We start from the raw sequence: 16,529 nt of genomic DNA, 5'->3' as shown, positions 1-16,529 counted from the left end.
TAAGAAGGAAGCTCTGGCCCCTGTGATTTTGCCGCGTTAGCATAGCTTAAATTCACAGGAGTTTTTCATGACCGCCCCCCATTCCAGCCTCACCGCCGCCCTTCAGCAGGTCGACACCGATCTTGATGCGGCGCTGGACCGCCTTCTCGTACTTCTGGCGATTCCGTCGATTTCCACCGATCCCGCCTATCAGGCCGATTGCCGCAAAGCCGCCGATTGGCTCGTTGACGATCTGACCTCCCTCGGGTTCACCGCCAGCACCCGCGACACGCCAGGTCATCCGATGGTCGTCGCCCGCCATGATCCGCAAGACGGCGTGGAGCGCCCGCATATTCTTTTCTACGGGCATTATGATGTGCAGCCCGTCGACCCTCTGGCGCTTTGGACCAATGATCCGTTCGATCCAAAAATCGAGGAAACGCCCAAGGGCAAGGTCATCCGCGGGCGTGGCGCATCGGATGACAAGGGTCAGCTGATGACCTTCCTTGAGGCATGCCGCGCATGGAAAAAGGCGAATGGCGCTTTGCCGTTCAACCTCACGATCTTCTTGGAGGGTGAGGAGGAATCCGGATCCCCCTCCCTCATTCCCTTCATGCAAGAGAACGCCAAGGAGTTGACCGCCGATCTCGCGCTGATTTGCGATACCGGTCTTTACGGCGCCGACACCCCCGCCATCGTCACCATGCTGCGCGGCATGTATAAGACGGAAATCACCGTCACCGGCCCTGATAAAGACCTGCATTCGGGCATGTACGGCGGGCCGGCGATGAACCCGATCCGTGTGCTGACGAAAATTCTGGGCAGGCTGCATGATGACGAAGGCCGCGTTGCGATCCCGGGCTTCTACGACGATGTGAAGCCGATCCCGCAGGATATGCACGCGCAGTGGGAGGCGCTCGGGTTCGACGGCGAGGCGTTCTTGCGCGAGGTCGGACTTTCCGTGCCCGCAGGCGAAAAGGAACGCAGCGCGCTGGAACAGATCTGGTCGCGCCCGACCGCCGAAATCAACGGGATATGGGGCGGCTACACCGGCGCCGGTTTCAAGACCGTGCTGCCATCGAAAGCAGATGCAAAACTGTCGTTCCGCCTCGTGCCCGGGCAAGACCCTGCCAAAATCGGCGCGGCGTTCAACGCATGGTTCCGCGCGCAGATGCCGGCAGATTGCTCCGTCACCTTCGCGCGCGAAAACGGGTCCCCCGCGGGCGAAATGAATATCGCGCAGCCGGCGTTTGAGGCCGCCCGCGAAGCCTTAACGGATGAGTGGGGCACGCCCGCCGCCTTTGTCGGTTGCGGAGGGTCTATCCCGATTGCGGGGCATTTCGGCACAGTTCTCGGGATGGATGCGATGTTGATCGGCTTCGCGCGCGAGGACGACGCCATCCATTCGCCCAATGAGAAATATGACGTGGAATGCTTCCATAAGGGTGTACGGTCTTGGGTGCGAGTCCTCGACCGTATCGGCGGGTAGTGCAGTTCTGGCACGCTGGGGGTTTCACACCCCCAGACCCCCGTGGGATATTTCTAGCAACCGGAAGGGGGCGTGTGGGCGCATGCTGCCTCCGGTCAGCGTTGAGGGTCAGACCTCAGATCACCATATCATCGCGGTGAATCAGCGCCGCGCGCCCCGCATACCCCAATATGTCCTCGATCTCGCCGGATTTATGGCCCGCGATCTGGCGCGTTTCTTGCGATGTGTAGCGCACCAAGCCCTTGCCGAGCGCGTCACCCTGTGGCGACACGATCAACACGGGTTCGCCGCGCCCAAACTCGCCCGTGACATCGCGTATGCCCGCGGGCAAAAGCGACTTCCCCGCCTGCAACGCGAGAACCGCGCCCTCATCAAGCTGCAACGCGCCGCGCGGCTTCATCGCCGCGATCCAGCGTTTGCGCGCAGCTTGCGGATCAACATCCGCGAGGAACCACGAACACGCCGCACCCTCTTGCAGCGCGGTGAGCGGACGCAGCACGGAGCCCTCCATGATCGCCATGGCACAGCCGCCCGCGACAGCGGTTTTGGCCGCGAGAACCTTGGTTTTCATGCCCCCTTTCGAGAGACCTGAAACAGGATCCCCCGCCATGGCCTCAATCTCCGGCGTGATCTTGGCGATCACATCCAACCGCGTCGCGGTCGGATCCGATTTCGGATTGGCGGTATAAAGCCCGTCGACATCCGAGAGCAAAATGAGTTGATCCGCGCCCACCGTCACCGCGATTTGCGCGGCAAGGCGGTCGTTGTCGCCAAACCGGATCTCGTCCGTGGCAACGGTGTCGTTTTCATTCACGATCGGCACAACGCCCATCGCGAGCAGCGTCTCCAACGTCGCGCGCGAATTGAGGTAGCGCCGGCGGTTGTCGGTATCTTCCAAAGTTACAAGGACTTGCGCGGTTTTCACGTCGTGGGGCGCGAGAACCTCCTCATAAGCCCGCGCCAGCCGGATTTGGCCGACAGCGGCGGCCGCCTGAGATTGCTCAAGCGGCAAAGCCCCCAAAGGCAAGCCAAGCACGCGGCGGCCCAAGGCAATAGACCCCGATGAAACGAGGATCACATCCGCCCCCCGCAACCGCATCGCAGCCACGTCAAGCGCGAGCGCGCTCAGCCAATCCTGCCGGAGGCCTTCGGCGTCGACAAGCAAAGCAGAACCAATTTTAATAACAATTCTGGACGCTTGCGCGACATTCGGCGTTAGGGATGCCACGGGGCTTCCTCTTCGACGACCGTGCGATCCGCGTCGATCCCGTTCCAGATCAAGCGCAGCACATCCTGAACGCCCTCTTTCGAGACGCCCGACATCTTGAGGACCTTCTCCCCTACCGCTGCCTCCAAAGCCGCGTGGCGCTCGGCCAGTTCTTCAGGGTCGATCGCGTCGATTTTGTTCATCACCGTGATACGCGGCTTGGCAAAAAGCTTGTCGGAATAGGCTTCCAACTCGGTGACGATCGTCTGCCAATCCTCAACCGGCGTTTCGGAGGTGCCATCCACGAGATGCAAAAGCACCGAGCAGCGCTCCACATGGCCCAAGAACTGGTCGCCCAAGCCGCGCCCTTCGGATGCGCCCTCGATCAGACCGGGAATATCCGCCATCACGAATTCTTTGCCGTCAACGCCGACCACCCCGAGGTTTGGCACCAAGGTCGTGAAGGGATAATCCGCGATCTTGGGGCGCGCGTTGGACACGGCCGCCAGGAAAGTCGATTTGCCCGCATTCGGCAGGCCGACAAGCCCCGAATCCGCGATCAGTTTGAGGCGTAACCAGAGCGTCCGCTCGACACCGTCCTGCCCCGGATTGGCCTTGGACGGCGAGCGGTTCGTGGACGATTTAAAGCGCAGGTTGCCCCAACCGCCATTGCCGCCCTTCCCCAAGAGCACGCGCTGGCCGACGGTGGTCAGATCGGCGATGACGGTTTCTTCATCCTCGTCGATGATCTCCGTCCCGACAGGAACTTTCAAGATCATATCCTGACCGGTCTTGCCGGTGCATTGGCTCCCCATCCCATGCTGACCGTTTTGCGCAAAGAAGTGCTGCTGGTAGCGGAAATCGATCAATGTGTTCAGGCCGTCAACCGCTTCGGCATAAACCGAGCCGCCATTGCCGCCATCACCACCATCAGGACCGCCAAATTCGATGAATTTCTCGCGCCGGAACGACACGCAACCGCCGCCCCCGTGGCCGGAGCGGATGTAGACTTTTGCGAGATCGAGGAATTTCATGAGGCCGGTCCTTGGTTGCAAGCGCCGTGGATAAGGCGTGCGGGCGTTTTATTCAAGGGGGTTCGTCGGGCGCGCGGCAATCTGGGGCGCCGGATCGGCGTCGCGTGTCCGTTCGGTCTGCGCGTCGAACGCTGCTTTCGTCAAAACCATATCGACATGGGGCAATATTTTGCCGCGCGGACGACAAAACACCGCCCGCTCCCCGCCGAGCGCAACAAACCCCAATGAGGTGAGCACCTGACGGGATCGCATGTTGCCGACGAAATAGCCGCTGGACACGGGATCGGCACTGCCGCGTGCGAAATGCATGGATAATACGCCGAGCGCTGCCTCGCGCGCAAAGCCAAAGCCTTGGGCCTGCGGCGCAAGCCAATATCCCAAGTCAGGATCAAGCGCGATCACCCCAAGAAAAGGATCACCGACCGGACCGATAGGAGCGCCGGGCGCCAGTGTAATCGCCCAGACGCGGCCAGCCTTTGCCCGTGCCCGAAAATCGCGGAAATCTTGCGGATGATGCGGATGCGGCAAGCCGCTGAGCCATTGCGCAACGGCGGGGTCGCTCAGCGCGGCGCAGGCAGTAGGCTCATCGCGCGCGGCCAAAGGGCGCAGATGGAGCCGCGCCGTCAAAATCTCGGCGCGGCCGCCCATTCTCAGGCCATCTTCTTGAGATATGTCCACGTCGGGACACGGGTTTCACGCGCGACGGAATAGCTTTCGGCGTCGCCCAGATATTCAAAGCCCGAGTTGGTCAAAACCCGCGCCGAACCTGGGTTGTCTTGGAAAACCTCCGCGAACAAGGTGCGCGCCGAATGTGGATTGGCGGCAACCAGCGCTGCGACGGCTTCGGAGGCAAAGCCCGCATTCCAGAAGCCAGACCCAATCCAATACCCGAGCTCCGACTGGTTCTCTTCCATGCGGGTCAGCGAGACGACGCCCAATAGCTCGTCGAGCCCCTGCGCCGAACCGTCGATTGCCCAGACATCTTCGCTGCGCCCGTCGGCCATCGCACGGGCGATGAAGGCTTCGGTCGCGCCGGGCGGAAGGGGATGCGGGATCGCGCGCGTGCCCGCAGCCACGCGTTTGTCGCCCGTATAAAGCGCCATCAAACCCGCGTCGGATTTGCGCAGCGGGCGCAAAATAAAGCGCTCCGCCTCGATCACCGGCTGTGCCGTCATGACCTCTTGATACATGCTGGTCTCCTCCCGAGATGCATGGTGCTTGATACCGGACCAAGCGTTAGCGTTGAAATTGGGCAGGCGAATGACAAAATTCAATGCCGCCCCTAAAAACCATTAAAAAACGTGCCATTTCGGCGGGATACTTCCAAACCGATGCCCCCGATCCGCCGGAGATCCCCCCCTCGCCCGAGACATCATTCGGAACGAGAAAGGGGACCGGCTTGCGCCGATCCCCTCAAAGATCTTGTCGATCTCGGTCGGCTTATTCGGCCGCCTCCGCAACTGGGAGAACCGAAATGAACGTGCGGCCCTTGAGGCCTTTTTTGAAGGTTACGCGGCCTTCAGTCATCGCAAAGATCGTGTGATCACGGCCCATGCCGACGCCTTCACCCGGCCACCAAGTGGTGCCGCGCTGACGCACGATGATGTTGCCCGGGATAGCCGCTTGGCCACCAAACAGTTTCACGCCGAGGCGGCGACCAGCTGAGTCGCGGCCGTTACGGGATGAACCACCAGCTTTTTTGTGTGCCATGAGGGATTACTCCTTCGCTGCCGCTGCTTTTTTAGCAGCAGGTTTCTTTTTCGCCGGAGCATCAGCCTTAGCATCAGCTTTAGCGGCTTTTTTCGGCGCGGCTTCAGCAGCAACCGGCGCACCATGTGCAACGCGACGTGCGACTGCGGTGCCGATAGCTTCTTTAACGCCCGATGCGTCTGCGCCCGAGGCGAGAACTTCGGTCACGCGCAGAAGGGTGAGCTTCTGGCGGTGGCCACGGGTACGCTGCGACGAGTGCTTACGACGGCGCTTGTGGAAGGTGATGACTTTGTCCGCTTTGATGTTGTCGATAACATCAGCCTGAACAGCAGCACCCGCAACGAGCGGCGCGCCAACGGTGAGGGTTTCACCGCCGAGCATCAGAATTTCGTTGAACTGGACTTTATCGCCAGCTTCTGCGTCAAGCAGTTCCACGCGGAGCACATCGCCCGCTTGAACTTTATATTGCTTGCCGCCTGTCTTGAGGACCGCGAACATGGGTCTATCCTTCGTGTCAACCGCGCCCTATGGCCACCGCAAGCTTGCCCAGATCTGGATAAGCCCTTGATTGTTCGTGGGTTTCCCCGCCGTCGAGCTGCGCGTCCCTTCAGGGACGAGGTCAAAATTAAACCCGGCGGAAAGCTTAAGCCACCGCCGGATTGGGGGCTTATGAAAGAGGAAGGCCGCAGAGTCAAGCGGGAATACGGCCAAGGTGCGCGCGGAAGGCTTATAAAAAAGGGGTTTGCCCAGTCCTGCGTGATGACATCGCGCGTCGATCACGTCGCCGATTTATCGGATCGAGGGACGAAAGCCGATCCGCGTCATCAGGCCTTGCGACAATCTGATAACGTCCAGCGCGCCACCGAGCTGTGACGCGGTGGCCTGCATGATTTGCATCCCCAGCCCCATCGCCGCCGCATCCGATCGTGGCTCGCCATCCTCGGGAAGGCCAATGCCATTATCCTCCGCCGTGACGACGGCATGTCCCTCGTCATCCAGCACCAGACTGAGCGCGATCTTCCCTGCCCGCCCCTCGGGGAAAGCATGTTTGAGGGAATTTGCGACGAATTCATTGATGAATGTACCCACCGCGGCGGCCTGATCGGAGGGCACGGAGACTTTTTCCGCTTTACACTGCAGCGAGACATTCGTCGGCGCCTGCGCCCCAAGATAATTGGTGATATTCTCGATATACTTCCCAAGATCCACCATCGCGCCCGCATCGGTTTTATAGAGCTGCTCATGCAACATCGCGACCGTGTGGATCCGCTTTTGGATCTGGCCGAGAGCGTGACGCGCCTCCTCCGAACGTGCGACCCGTGCTTTGATCCCCGCCAAAGCAGAGAGGGATTGCAACGAATTCTTAACGCGGTGATCCACCTCATGGCGCAAGGTTTCTGCCGCGGCGAGCGCCCGCCGCATCTCCAACTGCGCCATGACTTGGCGCGAAAGCACTTGCAACGCCTCACGCTGCAAGTCCGTCAGCTTACGCGGCTTGGTATCCAATACGCACAGGGTCCCGAGCGGCAGGCCATCTGGGGTCAACAATGTCGAACCCGCGTAAAAGCGTGCGTTCTCGGGCCCTGTGACCAGCGGATTATCGGCCGTGCGCGGATCTTTTGTGGTGTCATTCACCTCGATATAGCCGTCAGACAGGATCGCATGGGCGCAGATCGCACGGTCCATCGTGGTTTCTGTCCATTCGACGCCGACCGTCGCCTTCATCCATTGCCGATCCTCGTCGACAAGGCTGATGAGCGACACAGGCGTCTCGCAAATCTTCGATGCAAGCGCGACAACGTCGTCGAAGTCCCGCTCGCGATCCGTGTCGAGAATACCGTAAGAACGAAGCGCCTCAACGCGGCGGCTATTCTCTGGATGGTTTTCAGCCTTCAATCCAGTGCTCCATTCTCACAATTCAACCACGCAACGCTCACAAGCTAGGGGCATGGCGACGATATCGCAACCCTAGAACCTGCTTATGGCCCCGGGGAGCGAAGGCGCACCTCGAAGATGCACCCTCTGATCCGCGTCGCCCGCGTTCGCATGCGCGCAAAAGGTCGCGCGAGCGCCCTATTGCGCGGCCCGCTCCTCAAGCTCCATCCATTCCGCCTCGGCCTTGGCCAAAGCTTCCTGCCGTTCGGCCATCGCCTCGGTGCCCCTTTTGAATTTGGCAGGCTCTTTGGTAAACAGATCAGGCGCAGAGAGGAAATCGGTCAGCTTGGCGATCTCCGCCTCTAGCTTCGCAATGACATCGGGCAGCGCCTTAAGACGGTGCTTTTCCGTGAAGGACAAAGCCTTGCCAGCGGGCTTGCTGGGCGCGTCGGATTTCTCCGATTTTCCGGCAGGTTTGGGCGCGCTTGACGCGGCTTGGGCGGCTTTCGCCTCCTGCGCTGCGATTTCGGCCAGAACCAGCCCGCGCTGGGTTTGATAATCGGTCCAGCCGCCGGCATAAACCGTAGCGCGACCATCCCCCTCCATCGCGATCGTTGTCGTCGCGACGCGGTCGATAAAATCGCGGTCGTGGCTGACGAGCAAAACGGTGCCGTCATATTCGCCCAAAATATCTTGCAGCAGATCAAGCGTCTCGACGTCGAGATCGTTGGTGGGTTCGTCGAGAATGAGGAGGTTCGACGGTTTGGCCATGATCCGGGCCAAAAGCAACCGCGCCCGCTCGCCCCCCGACAGCGACCCAATCGGCGCGCGGGCTTGCTGTTCGTCGAACAAGAAATCCTTGAGATACGCGACGACATGCTTGGGATTACCGCGCACCATCACCTGATCATTGCTGCCCGAAACCTTCATATCGGGATCGTTCACCATCCCGTCCCAAAGCGTCATCGAGAAATCGAGCGTCGCCCGTGCCTGATCGAACACCGCAACATCCAGATTTGTGCCCAGTTGAACCGTGCCCTCATCCGGCGCAAGTTCCCCTGTCAGCATTTTCAAAAGCGTCGTTTTGCCGACCCCGTTCGGGCCAACAAACGCCACGCGATCGCCGCGCAAGACGCGCAGATCGAAATTCCGTACGATCGACTTTTCGCCAAAGACCTTGGAAATCCCTTTGACCTCAACCACGCGCTTGCCCGAGGTCGACCCCGACTCAAGTTCCATCGCGGCGGTGCCTTGGCGGCGGATTTGCGACGAGCGCTCCGCCCGCAGATCGGCCAATGCACGAACGCGCCCTTGGTTGCGTTTGCGCCGCGCCGAGATCCCTTCAACCGCCCATTTCGCCTCATGCTTGATCTTGCGGTCCAGCTTGTGGCGCGCATCGTCCTCTTCGGCCCATACCGTTTCGCGCCATTCCTCGAAGCCTTCAAAGCCCTTTTCTTGGCGCCGCACCGAACCGCGGTCGATCCAAAGCGTCGCCTTGGTCAGAGCGCGCAAGAAAGCGCGGTCGTGCGAAATGATAACAAACGCGGTGCGCGTCGATTTCAACTCCGCTTCAAGCCAGGCAATCGCCTCGATGTCCAAATGGTTGGTCGGCTCGTCGAGCAACATCAATTCCGGTGCTTCGGCCAGAAGTTTCGCCAACGCCGCACGACGACGCTCGCCCCCTGAGGCCGATGCGACGCGCGTCTCGGGGTTGAATTTCAACCCTTCCGCCACCATCGCGACTTTGTATTCCTCGCCGATATCCAAACCAGACGCGGCAAAATCGCCCAAGGTCTCAAAAGCGGAAAGATCCGGCTCCTGCTCCATATAGCCCACTTGGATCCCCGGGGGGACAACGCAAGTGCCGCTGTCGGCCTCCACCAATCCGGCCATAACCTTCATGAGCGTGGACTTACCCGAGCCGTTGCGGCCCACCAAAGCGACACGGTCGCCTTGCTGAACGGACAAGCCGAGCTTATCAAAAACAGGATTTCCGCCATATGTGAGGGAAATATCGGAGAGCTGGAGGAGGGGTGCGCGTGCCATGACCGCGAGCTAAGCGGGCGCGGGCGTCCCGTCAAGGGGGTATGCGCATCATGGGCGAGGTTTGCGCATCGCAACCCGCGCAAGCGGCATGCCAAGCGGAAAACCGCCCCTAAACTTGCCAGCCACATCCGCAACGGCCTGCGCAAATAAAAAAGGCGGCGACCTCCCGGCCCCGCCCCAATCGTTTTTGCATGCGCCGTGATCTTACCAGCGCAGAACGACAGACCCCCAAGCCAATCCGCCGCCGATCGCTTCCGTCACCAGAAGGTCGCCCTCTTTGATCTGGCCGCGTGCTTTTCCAACCGAAAGCGCCAAGGGGATCGACGCCGCCGAGGTGTTTCCGTGATCTTGCACCGTCACGACGACCTTATCCATCGTGAGGCCCATTTTCTCGGCTGTGGCAGAGATGATCCGGAGATTCGCCTGATGCGGGACGATCCAATCGACATCATCCGCGCCCAAACCTGCCTTTTCCAAAGCGGTATGCGCCGTCTCCGCAAGCTTCGACACCGCGTGGCGGAAAACCGCATTGCCCTGCATCCGCAGCTTGCCGGTCTCGCCATTGGACGACACCCCACCATCGACGTACAGCAGATCCCGGTGACGTCCATCAGAATTCAAATCGGTCGAAAGAATACCGCGATCTGCGGATGTCCCCTCCCCCTCTTGCGCTTCCAAAATGAGCGCGCCCGCGCCGTCACCAAACAACACGCAAGTGCCGCGATCTTCCCAATCCATCAGCCGCGAGAAAGTCTCCGCGCCGATGACCATCACGCGCTTGGCCTGACCCGACAGGATCAATCCGTTCGCATTGGTCAGCGCATAGACGAAGCCCGCACAGACCGCCTGGATGTCATACGCAAACCCGTGATGCATCCCGAGACCGGCCTGCACCATCGTGCCCACGGAGGGGAAGGTTAAATCGGGCGTCGAGGTCGCAACCACGATCGTGTCCAGATCGTCCGCCGTCAAACCCGCGTCAACAAGTGCCGCTTTCGCAGCCTCAACCGCAAGCATGGACGTCGTCTGGCCTTCGGCGGCCACATGGCGCCGCTCAATGCCGGTGCGCGCCCGGATCCATTCGTCAGTTGTCTCTAGCGTCGCCTCGAATTCAGCATTCTCGACAACACGTTCAGGCAGGTAATGCCCGACACCACGGACAACGGCGCGAATGGTCATAATTGGCCCCCAGCCGCCTTAGGCGCGTCAATCGCGCCCTCAGCTGCATTTTGATCCTGATCCGCAGCCACATCGGCTACGTCTCCCTCGGCATCGCCGCCGCTACTGGCAACCCGCGCCGCGAGACGATCTTGGAACCCTGACCGCGCAAGGGCGGAGGCAAGGCCGATCGCCGCTGCAACGCCGGTTTCATCCGCGCCACCATGCGATTTCACCACCGTGCCGTTCAAGCCGAGGAACACGCCGCCATTCACGCGCCGTGGATCGATTCGAGCAGCCAGCTTCTTGAGCGCCCCGCGCGCCATCAGGGCGCCGATCTTGGAGATCAGCGAACTCATCAGGTTTTGCTTGAGCAACTCAAAGGCTAACTTGGCGGTGCCTTCGCCTGTTTTCAACGCGATATTGCCGGTAAAACCGTCAGTGACGATCACATCCACGCGTGCAGAGGGCAGATCGCCCCCCTCGACGTAGCCGACGTAATCGAAGTTCGCCTCGTCAGCCGCCGCCGCGATCAGATCATTGGCGATCTTAAGCTCGGCGCGACCCTTGTGTTCTTCGGTGCCGACATTGAGCAATCCCACGCGTGGACGCTCCAACCCCAGACCGTTGCGCGCGTAGGACATCCCCATGAGCGCGTATTGCAACAGATCACGCGGCTCGGCTTTGATATCCGCGCCCACATCGAGCATGACATTGAAGCCCTGCGGATTGTGCGACGGCCAGAGACACGCGATCGCAGGGCGGTTCACGCCCGGCAATTTCCGCAAGCGGATCATCGACACAGCCATCAAAGCGCCCGTGTTCCCGCAAGAAACGGCCACCGCCGCTTCCTTGCTGCGCACAGCTTCAATCGTCGACCACATCGACGTGCCCTTGCCCGTGCGCAGCACGGCCGAGGGCTTATCTTCCATCGTCACGACATCAGCGGCGTGACGCACTTCGCAAACGCCAGAAATCCCGCGCGCCTCGATGAGCGGCAGGATTTGGGCTTCGTCACCATGGACGATAAAGCGCAGAGCAGAGTCCCGTTCAGCAGAACGGGCAATGCCCGCCACAACCGCAGCGGGTCCCTGATCGCCACCCATGGCGTCGATCGATAAAACGATATCGCCCGCCAAGGGGGCCTGAGCCTGAAGAGCTTTTTCTTGCACAGACGGCATGGCGGGCGCGCGGGCTTACGCCGCGTCGTCGTCCAGATCGGTCTCGGCAGCTTTCGCTACCACTTCACGGTCATCGTAATGACCGCATGCGCCGCAGACGTGATGCGGGCGCTTGAGCTCGCCGCAGCTCGGGCATTCAGCCGGATTTGCTGCTACGAGGGAGTCGTGCGAACGACGCATATTACGGCGCGAGCGCGTTACTTTATTCTGTGGGACAGCCATGTCACAACCTCGGGTTCGGGGGCGCGTCTCGTGCCCTAAGTGGGGGGCGCGTTTGCCCTGATTTTCCTAGAGTTTTAACACTGGTGCCATTGGCAAACCGGGTGCAAACCCAATCTTCGATGAGGCCGGGAACATACTGTTATTTGCTGCGGGCGCAAGCCCTTTGTTGCAACGAATTTCAGTGCTCCGGCAAGAACCCTGAACGGTCAAACCGAACAGGATGTGAGGGGCGGGATAGCCCCCGCTTCCGTTAAAATCAACCCCTTGATTTTATTCCTTCTTCTCTTGCGCCTTCAAAAGGTCCGCAAGCCCCGCAAAAGGCTTGATAACTTCGTCATCAACGGGTGTTGCGCCGGCGGGCGCGGAGGAAACCTCGCCCAGCTCCGCGTCTTTCGCACGCGGGTAGAGAGGAATTGCCAGCTCAAGCGCTTCGAGCGCAACATGCCCAAGATCGATCGTCGAGCCCAAAGCCTCCAACGTGTCATCCGCGGGCATTTCTTCCTCATCACCGCTAGGCTCGGGCAAATCGGCGAGATAGCGGCGACGCACCTCCTCGCGGATCTCCGTTACCACCGGCTCCGCGGTAATCACGCAGGCTTGAACAACGCGCGCCGTCAGCTTTCCGGTCAGCTCCCAATCAGAGCGCCCCCGCGCCGAAACCTCGCCCTCGAAGTTCAGCATGCGCAGCTCCTCAACCCCCGCCCATGCGGCGATAGCGGCCCGAACCTGCTGATCCAACGACAGCTTAAACCTGTTTGGCTTGCGCGTAGCGAGTTCGGAGATGCGCTTGATCTCGGAATAGGGCGGCGGGAGATCGACAAAGTCAGTCATGGGTCAGTTCCTTTCGGCGCGCGCGCATCGCCCCCTGCCCGATCCCAAATTGGTCCGACAACAAGCAAAGATCGCACATCAAATACGGGGCGCAGGGCCCTTGTGGCTCCAGTAGGGGCGATTGCGACCTTGAGAGCCGCGCCCGTCTGTTGTAATCGGGATAAAAGGCTCGGGGGCGCAACACAAGTGCTCCGATCCATGAGCGCGTGACGAGAAGGGGCATCAGGTGGGAATTGGATCGCTTATGCGACGGATGGCGCTTGGCCTAGGTTTAACCGCCGTTTTATTTGCGGCTGGATGTAGCCCTGTCTACACAAACCACGGGTATGTGCCCGACGATACCGAGCTCGCCTCGATCGAAGTTGGCACCTCGACCCGCGACGATGTTGCGGCAACGATCGGTCGCCCGTCTTCGCAGGGCGTTCTGGAAGGGTCTGATTGGTATTTCGTGGGCTCGCGCTGGGTCCGCAACGGCATCCGTGCCCCGCAAGAGCTTGATCGCCAAGTCCTTGCAATCAGCTTCGATTCCGCAGACCGCGTTAGCAATATCGAACGCTTCGGCCTGCAAGATGGCGAAGTGATCGTGATCTCGCGCCGCGTCACGGACAGTGGCATCAAGGGCGTTAGCTTCATCAGCCAAGTGCTTGGCTCGCTGGGCCGTGTGACGACAAGCCAGTTCGAGTAACACAGACTTAACGTATCGCTCCGGCCCGAGAGGGTCAGACTTGAGAGGGAGGCTTTCGGGCCTCCCTTTTTCTGTATCTCCAGCCCGCTCCTCGCCGCATTTCCCCCTGCCCCACCCCCCGCGCATCCGCTATCGCACTCTTGTTCGCCGCGCCGTCATAAAGCAGACTTATCACCGTCGCGCCTGTGTCATACCCTAGCGTGAGAGTTGAGGGAGAGCCTTGCGCAGGGTGATTCTGCGCCATGAGCCAAGATTGAGCCCGTCGCGACGAAGGAGCCACTGATGGACCAAAGCCCGATCACCAACGCGACCAAATCGGCCGAGCCCGTCACGGTGCCGACCGCCCTTGCCCGCGGTCGCTATGTTGCACGCCTCGCCACCACGCCTGATGACATCGCCCGCGCGCAGCAGCTGCGCTGGCTGGCATTTGTCGGGAAACGTCAGACCACAGGCGATATTGGCGGGGTGGATGCCGACCAGTTTGACGACCTTTGCCGCCACATCCTCGTCGAGGATGCACAGAGCGGACAGCTGGTGTGTTGCTTTCGTGCGATGATCTTTGAAAGTGGCGCGGATATCGGCACCAGCTATTCCGCCCAGTTCTACGAACTCTCCAAACTGCGCGAATTTGACGGGCGAATGCTGGAGATGGGCCGCTTTTGCATCCACCCCGCTTGGCGCGATGCCGATATCTTGCGCGTGGCGTGGGGGGCGATGACGCGGATGGTCGATGAGGAGCGCATCGCGATGCTGTTTGGCTGCTCCTCCTTCACCGGCACCGATTGGGAAGGCTACCGTGATGCCCTAGCGATGCTTTCCGCGCGCCATATCGCGCCGCGCCGGTGGCTGCCCAAGATCAAGGCGCCCAAAGTTTTACGGTACGCTCGGATGCTCGCAGGCTACAGCCCTGACCGCAAAGCCGCCCAGCTCTCGATGCCACCGCTTTTGAAAACCTATCTTTTGATGGGGGGCTGGGTGTCGGATCATGCCGTGCTGGATCATGATCTCGACACGCTGCATGTCTTCACCGGCGTCGAGATCGGGGCGATCCCTGCGGGACGCGCGCGGGCTTTGCGGATGGTGGCCGGCTAAACTCTAACTTCGGCTTCCAAGCCATTGATATTGACTTGGAAGCCCGTTGCAGCCATCCTAAAGGGACACATTATCCTGGGGGATAGCATGAGTGATAAAACTTTGACGCGTATGGACCTTTCGGAAGCTGTTTTCCGTGAGGTTGGCCTGTCGCGTAACGAATCTGCACAGCTTGTTGAAAGCGTCTTGCAACATATGTCCGATGCGTTGGTCAAAGGCGAGACGGTCAAAATCTCGTCCTTCGGTACGTTCTCGGTGCGCGAGAAAGCCTCTCGCATGGGTCGCAATCCGAAAACCGGCGAAGAAGTGCCGATTTCGCCGCGCCGCGTCCTGTCGTTCCGGCCTTCCCATTTGATGAAAGAGCGCGTCGCCTCCGGCAACGCATAATCCTTATGACCAAATCTGCAGATGCCTTCCGCACCATCTCCGAGGTGGCGGACCTTCTCAACACGCCCGCGCATGTCTTGCGGTTTTGGGAGAGCCGTTTTCCTCAAGTCAAACCCGTGAAGCGCGCGGGCGGGCGGCGGTATTATCGCCCCTCCGACGTTGCTTTGCTGGGCGGAATCAAGGCCTTGCTGCATGATGACGGGCTGACCATCCGCGGCGTACAGAAGCTTCTCAAAGATCTGGGGCCGCGTCATGTGGCCGCAATGGCGGAAGACAGCGGACGGCGCGAAGCCTCTGAGGTCTTCGCGCAAGGGTCCACGGATATCGACACAGGCCTCGCAGTGCAGGACGTGCCCGACGATCTGGCGGAAGCGCAAGGCTGGGACGACTCGGCCTTGCCGCCCGCGCGCGTCCTGCCCTCGTCCACCTCGGCGCTCAACTCAGCTGACGCAAACTCGGATGATCAAACCGCAGGCCCCGCCGCGCAGATCACGCATGCACAGGTTGACGCAGGCGTTGATCGCGCGCCGGATGCGCCGTCAGATCACATGGCCACGGTGCAAACGATCCGCCCGGTCGTCCTGCCGCCCGAGACAGGCCCCGAAGTCGAGTCCTCCGATCAGCCCGCCCGCGACGGCTCTGTCTATGCCGATGCGCAGCCTGATGGAGACGAGGCGCCGATGATGGTGGACGCGCATGAGGATGTGCAGGAGGCGGAAGTCATCCGCTTCATGGCCCCGCCGACCCGCGAGCAAGCCAAAGAAATCGCTAAAGAAAACGCCCGCCGCGCGCAGTTGGATCTGTTCGGAGCGCCGATCATCCCCTCACAGACATCGGAGGATGCCGAGTTAGACGCCGATATGTCCTTCATCGACGATGAGGACGCCGCAGAGATCGTGCAAAGCCCCGAAGCTAGTCCCCAGATGCCGTCCGATGCGCCAATCATCGACGTGCGGGGGGATGAAGACGCCTTCCCCGAAGATCAGCCGGAGGATCAAACTCCGATCAGCGCATTGCCGCCGCAAACGCATCCCTCGGCCGAGGAGATTGTCGAGGCCACTGGCGATACAGAGCCGACCGAGATGGATGTGGCCGTCGCGGGGATCGATTCGGATGAGCGGCCCGCGCCCGACCAACGCGACCCCGTCCAACGTCGCCCAAACCCGCCCGCAATCGGCGTGTATTCGGCAGCGCTGCGCGCCTATCACGCGCATGTCATTGCCGGCGAGGAACAAGGCGCGCCTGCGCGCTTCAACGCGATGCTTCAACGTGCCATCGCGCTGCAACAAAAGCTGCAAGCGCGGCCGAGTGGCTTATCCTCAAACGAGTCCTGAAAGGGCGCTCAAACGCGCCCAACCGCCCCGCAAACACCCGCGCGATCCCCGCGCACGCCCCCGTTCAAAGCCTGCGAGCCACCGCAAATGACAAACCATTCAAAAGATGCGTTTTGCCGCTTGCACCTCGCCCCCGCTTGCAGCTATATCCCCCTCGTCGGGCCGTGGCGCAGCCTGGTTAGCGCGTCCGTCTGGGGGACGGAAGGTCGTGAGTTCGAATCTCGCCGGCCCGACCAACCGACAAACGCCCACCCTGTTATCAGGGTGGGCGTTGGCATTTATGGCGCAGCATCCCCGCA

Annotated in this window: 15 protein-coding genes, 1 tRNA gene and 2 pseudogenes; 6 read left to right on the top strand and 12 right to left on the bottom strand. The window is 60.9% G+C overall.

Annotated features, from left to right (window positions below):
• Nucleotides 1-67: 67 nt before the first annotated feature.
• On the top strand, nt 68-1,468 hold the full coding sequence (locus tag SJY32_RS04700) for a M20/M25/M40 family metallo-hydrolase (protein WP_376872199.1): 1,401 nt from the start codon (nt 68-70) through the stop codon (nt 1,466-1,468).
• A 115-nt stretch (nt 1,469-1,583) separates the two neighbouring features.
• Here SJY32_RS04700 and proB read toward each other — a convergent pair whose 3' ends face one another.
• The 12 genes and pseudogenes from proB to SJY32_RS04640 form a co-directional block, all read right to left on the bottom strand.
• Nucleotides 1,584-2,696: a glutamate 5-kinase gene (gene proB, locus SJY32_RS04695; RefSeq protein WP_376872197.1), complete on the bottom strand. Its 1,113-nt coding sequence runs from the start codon at nt 2,694-2,696 to the stop codon at nt 1,584-1,586.
• On the bottom strand, nt 2,684-3,709 hold the full coding sequence (gene obgE, locus SJY32_RS04690; RefSeq protein ID WP_376872195.1) for a GTPase ObgE: 1,026 nt from the start codon (nt 3,707-3,709) through the stop codon (nt 2,684-2,686). Before obgE ends, proB begins: the two co-directional genes overlap by 13 nt.
• Nucleotides 3,710-3,757: 48 nt before the next feature.
• Nucleotides 3,758-4,357, bottom strand: a complete 600-nt coding sequence (locus SJY32_RS04685; protein WP_376872192.1) for a GNAT family N-acetyltransferase — start codon at nt 4,355-4,357, stop codon at nt 3,758-3,760.
• Nucleotides 4,358-4,359: 2 nt separating this feature from the next.
• On the bottom strand, nt 4,360-4,899 hold the full coding sequence (locus SJY32_RS04680; RefSeq protein WP_376872189.1) for a GNAT family N-acetyltransferase: 540 nt from the start codon (nt 4,897-4,899) through the stop codon (nt 4,360-4,362).
• A gap of 250 nt (nt 4,900-5,149) precedes the next feature.
• A complete protein-coding gene (gene rpmA, locus SJY32_RS04675) occupies nt 5,150-5,419 on the bottom strand; it encodes a 50S ribosomal protein L27 (protein WP_376872187.1) in 270 nt (89 codons plus the stop codon).
• 117 nt (nt 5,420-5,536) lie between these two features.
• A pseudogene (rplU, locus tag SJY32_RS04670) lies at nt 5,537-5,917 on the bottom strand (50S ribosomal protein L21); the annotation flags it as partial.
• A 291-nt stretch (nt 5,918-6,208) separates the two neighbouring features.
• On the bottom strand, nt 6,209-7,315 hold the full coding sequence (locus tag SJY32_RS04665; protein WP_376872184.1) for a histidine kinase dimerization/phosphoacceptor domain -containing protein: 1,107 nt from the start codon (nt 7,313-7,315) through the stop codon (nt 6,209-6,211).
• A gap of 177 nt (nt 7,316-7,492) precedes the next feature.
• Nucleotides 7,493-9,340 carry an ABC-F family ATP-binding cassette domain-containing protein gene (locus SJY32_RS04660; protein ID WP_376872181.1) on the bottom strand — a complete coding sequence of 616 codons (1,848 nt, stop codon included), beginning with the start codon at nt 9,338-9,340 and terminating at the stop codon, nt 7,493-7,495.
• A 204-nt stretch (nt 9,341-9,544) separates the two neighbouring features.
• Nucleotides 9,545-10,519 carry a beta-ketoacyl-ACP synthase III gene (locus SJY32_RS04655; RefSeq protein WP_376872178.1) on the bottom strand — a complete coding sequence of 325 codons (975 nt, stop codon included), beginning with the start codon at nt 10,517-10,519 and terminating at the stop codon, nt 9,545-9,547.
• Nucleotides 10,516-11,679 (bottom strand): phosphate acyltransferase PlsX, encoded by a 1,164-nt coding sequence (gene plsX / locus SJY32_RS04650; protein WP_376872175.1) that lies wholly within the window; start codon nt 11,677-11,679, stop codon nt 10,516-10,518. Before plsX ends, SJY32_RS04655 begins: the two co-directional genes overlap by 4 nt.
• A gap of 15 nt (nt 11,680-11,694) precedes the next feature.
• A complete protein-coding gene (rpmF, locus tag SJY32_RS04645; RefSeq protein ID WP_376872172.1) occupies nt 11,695-11,901 on the bottom strand; it encodes a 50S ribosomal protein L32 in 207 nt (68 codons plus the stop codon).
• Nucleotides 11,902-12,171: 270 nt separating this feature from the next.
• Complete coding sequence (locus tag SJY32_RS04640) at nt 12,172-12,732, bottom strand: YceD family protein (RefSeq protein ID WP_376872169.1); 561 nt, start codon at nt 12,730-12,732, stop codon at nt 12,172-12,174.
• Nucleotides 12,733-12,958: 226 nt separating this feature from the next.
• Here SJY32_RS04640 and SJY32_RS04635 point away from each other — a divergent pair, with 226 nt between their 5' ends.
• The 5 genes and pseudogenes from SJY32_RS04635 (at nt 12,959) to SJY32_RS04615 (ending at nt 16,466) form a co-directional block, all read left to right on the top strand.
• Nucleotides 12,959-13,417 carry an outer membrane protein assembly factor BamE gene (locus SJY32_RS04635; RefSeq protein ID WP_376872166.1) on the top strand — a complete coding sequence of 153 codons (459 nt, stop codon included), beginning with the start codon at nt 12,959-12,961 and terminating at the stop codon, nt 13,415-13,417.
• A gap of 282 nt (nt 13,418-13,699) precedes the next feature.
• On the top strand, nt 13,700-14,509 hold the full coding sequence (locus tag SJY32_RS04630) for a GNAT family N-acetyltransferase (RefSeq protein ID WP_376872163.1): 810 nt from the start codon (nt 13,700-13,702) through the stop codon (nt 14,507-14,509).
• 87 nt (nt 14,510-14,596) lie between these two features.
• On the top strand, nt 14,597-14,896 hold the full coding sequence (ihfA, locus tag SJY32_RS04625; protein WP_376872161.1) for an integration host factor subunit alpha: 300 nt from the start codon (nt 14,597-14,599) through the stop codon (nt 14,894-14,896).
• Nucleotides 14,896-15,177 (top strand): annotated as a pseudogene (locus SJY32_RS04620) (MerR family transcriptional regulator); the annotation flags it as partial. The gene ihfA and the pseudogene SJY32_RS04620, both read left to right, overlap by 1 nt.
• Before the next feature lie 1,211 nt (nt 15,178-16,388).
• Nucleotides 16,389-16,466 (top strand) — tRNA-Pro (locus SJY32_RS04615).
• Nucleotides 16,467-16,529: the final 63 nt, after the last annotated feature.

Origin of the sequence: Albirhodobacter sp. R86504 (assembly GCF_042466415.1) — a bacterium.
Taxonomy (GTDB): domain Bacteria; phylum Pseudomonadota; class Alphaproteobacteria; order Rhodobacterales; family Rhodobacteraceae; genus Albirhodobacter.
This window is presented reverse-complemented; position numbering and strand designations above follow the sequence as displayed.

Excerpts from the sequence above, each read along its gene's own strand:
- SJY32_RS04700 (WP_376872199.1), top strand. The coding sequence starts at position 68 with ATGACCGCCCCCCATTCCAGCCTCACCGCCGCCCTTCAGCAGGTCGAC.
- obgE (WP_376872195.1), bottom strand. The coding sequence starts at position 3,709 with ATGAAATTCCTCGATCTCGCAAAAGTCTACATCCGCTCCGGCCACGGG.
- SJY32_RS04685 (WP_376872192.1), bottom strand. The coding sequence starts at position 4,357 with ATGGGCGGCCGCGCCGAGATTTTGACGGCGCGGCTCCATCTGCGCCCT.
- SJY32_RS04680 (WP_376872189.1), bottom strand. The coding sequence starts at position 4,899 with ATGTATCAAGAGGTCATGACGGCACAGCCGGTGATCGAGGCGGAGCGC.
- rpmA (WP_376872187.1), bottom strand. The coding sequence starts at position 5,419 with ATGGCACACAAAAAAGCTGGTGGTTCATCCCGTAACGGCCGCGACTCA.
- SJY32_RS04660 (WP_376872181.1), bottom strand. The coding sequence starts at position 9,340 with ATGGCACGCGCACCCCTCCTCCAGCTCTCCGATATTTCCCTCACATAT.
- SJY32_RS04655 (WP_376872178.1), bottom strand. The coding sequence starts at position 10,519 with ATGACCATTCGCGCCGTTGTCCGTGGTGTCGGGCATTACCTGCCTGAA.
- plsX (WP_376872175.1), bottom strand. The coding sequence starts at position 11,679 with ATGCCGTCTGTGCAAGAAAAAGCTCTTCAGGCTCAGGCCCCCTTGGCG.
- rpmF (WP_376872172.1), bottom strand. The coding sequence starts at position 11,901 with ATGGCTGTCCCACAGAATAAAGTAACGCGCTCGCGCCGTAATATGCGT.
- SJY32_RS04640 (WP_376872169.1), bottom strand. The coding sequence starts at position 12,732 with ATGACTGACTTTGTCGATCTCCCGCCGCCCTATTCCGAGATCAAGCGC.
- SJY32_RS04630 (WP_376872163.1), top strand. The coding sequence starts at position 13,700 with ATGGACCAAAGCCCGATCACCAACGCGACCAAATCGGCCGAGCCCGTC.
- ihfA (WP_376872161.1), top strand. The coding sequence starts at position 14,597 with ATGAGTGATAAAACTTTGACGCGTATGGACCTTTCGGAAGCTGTTTTC.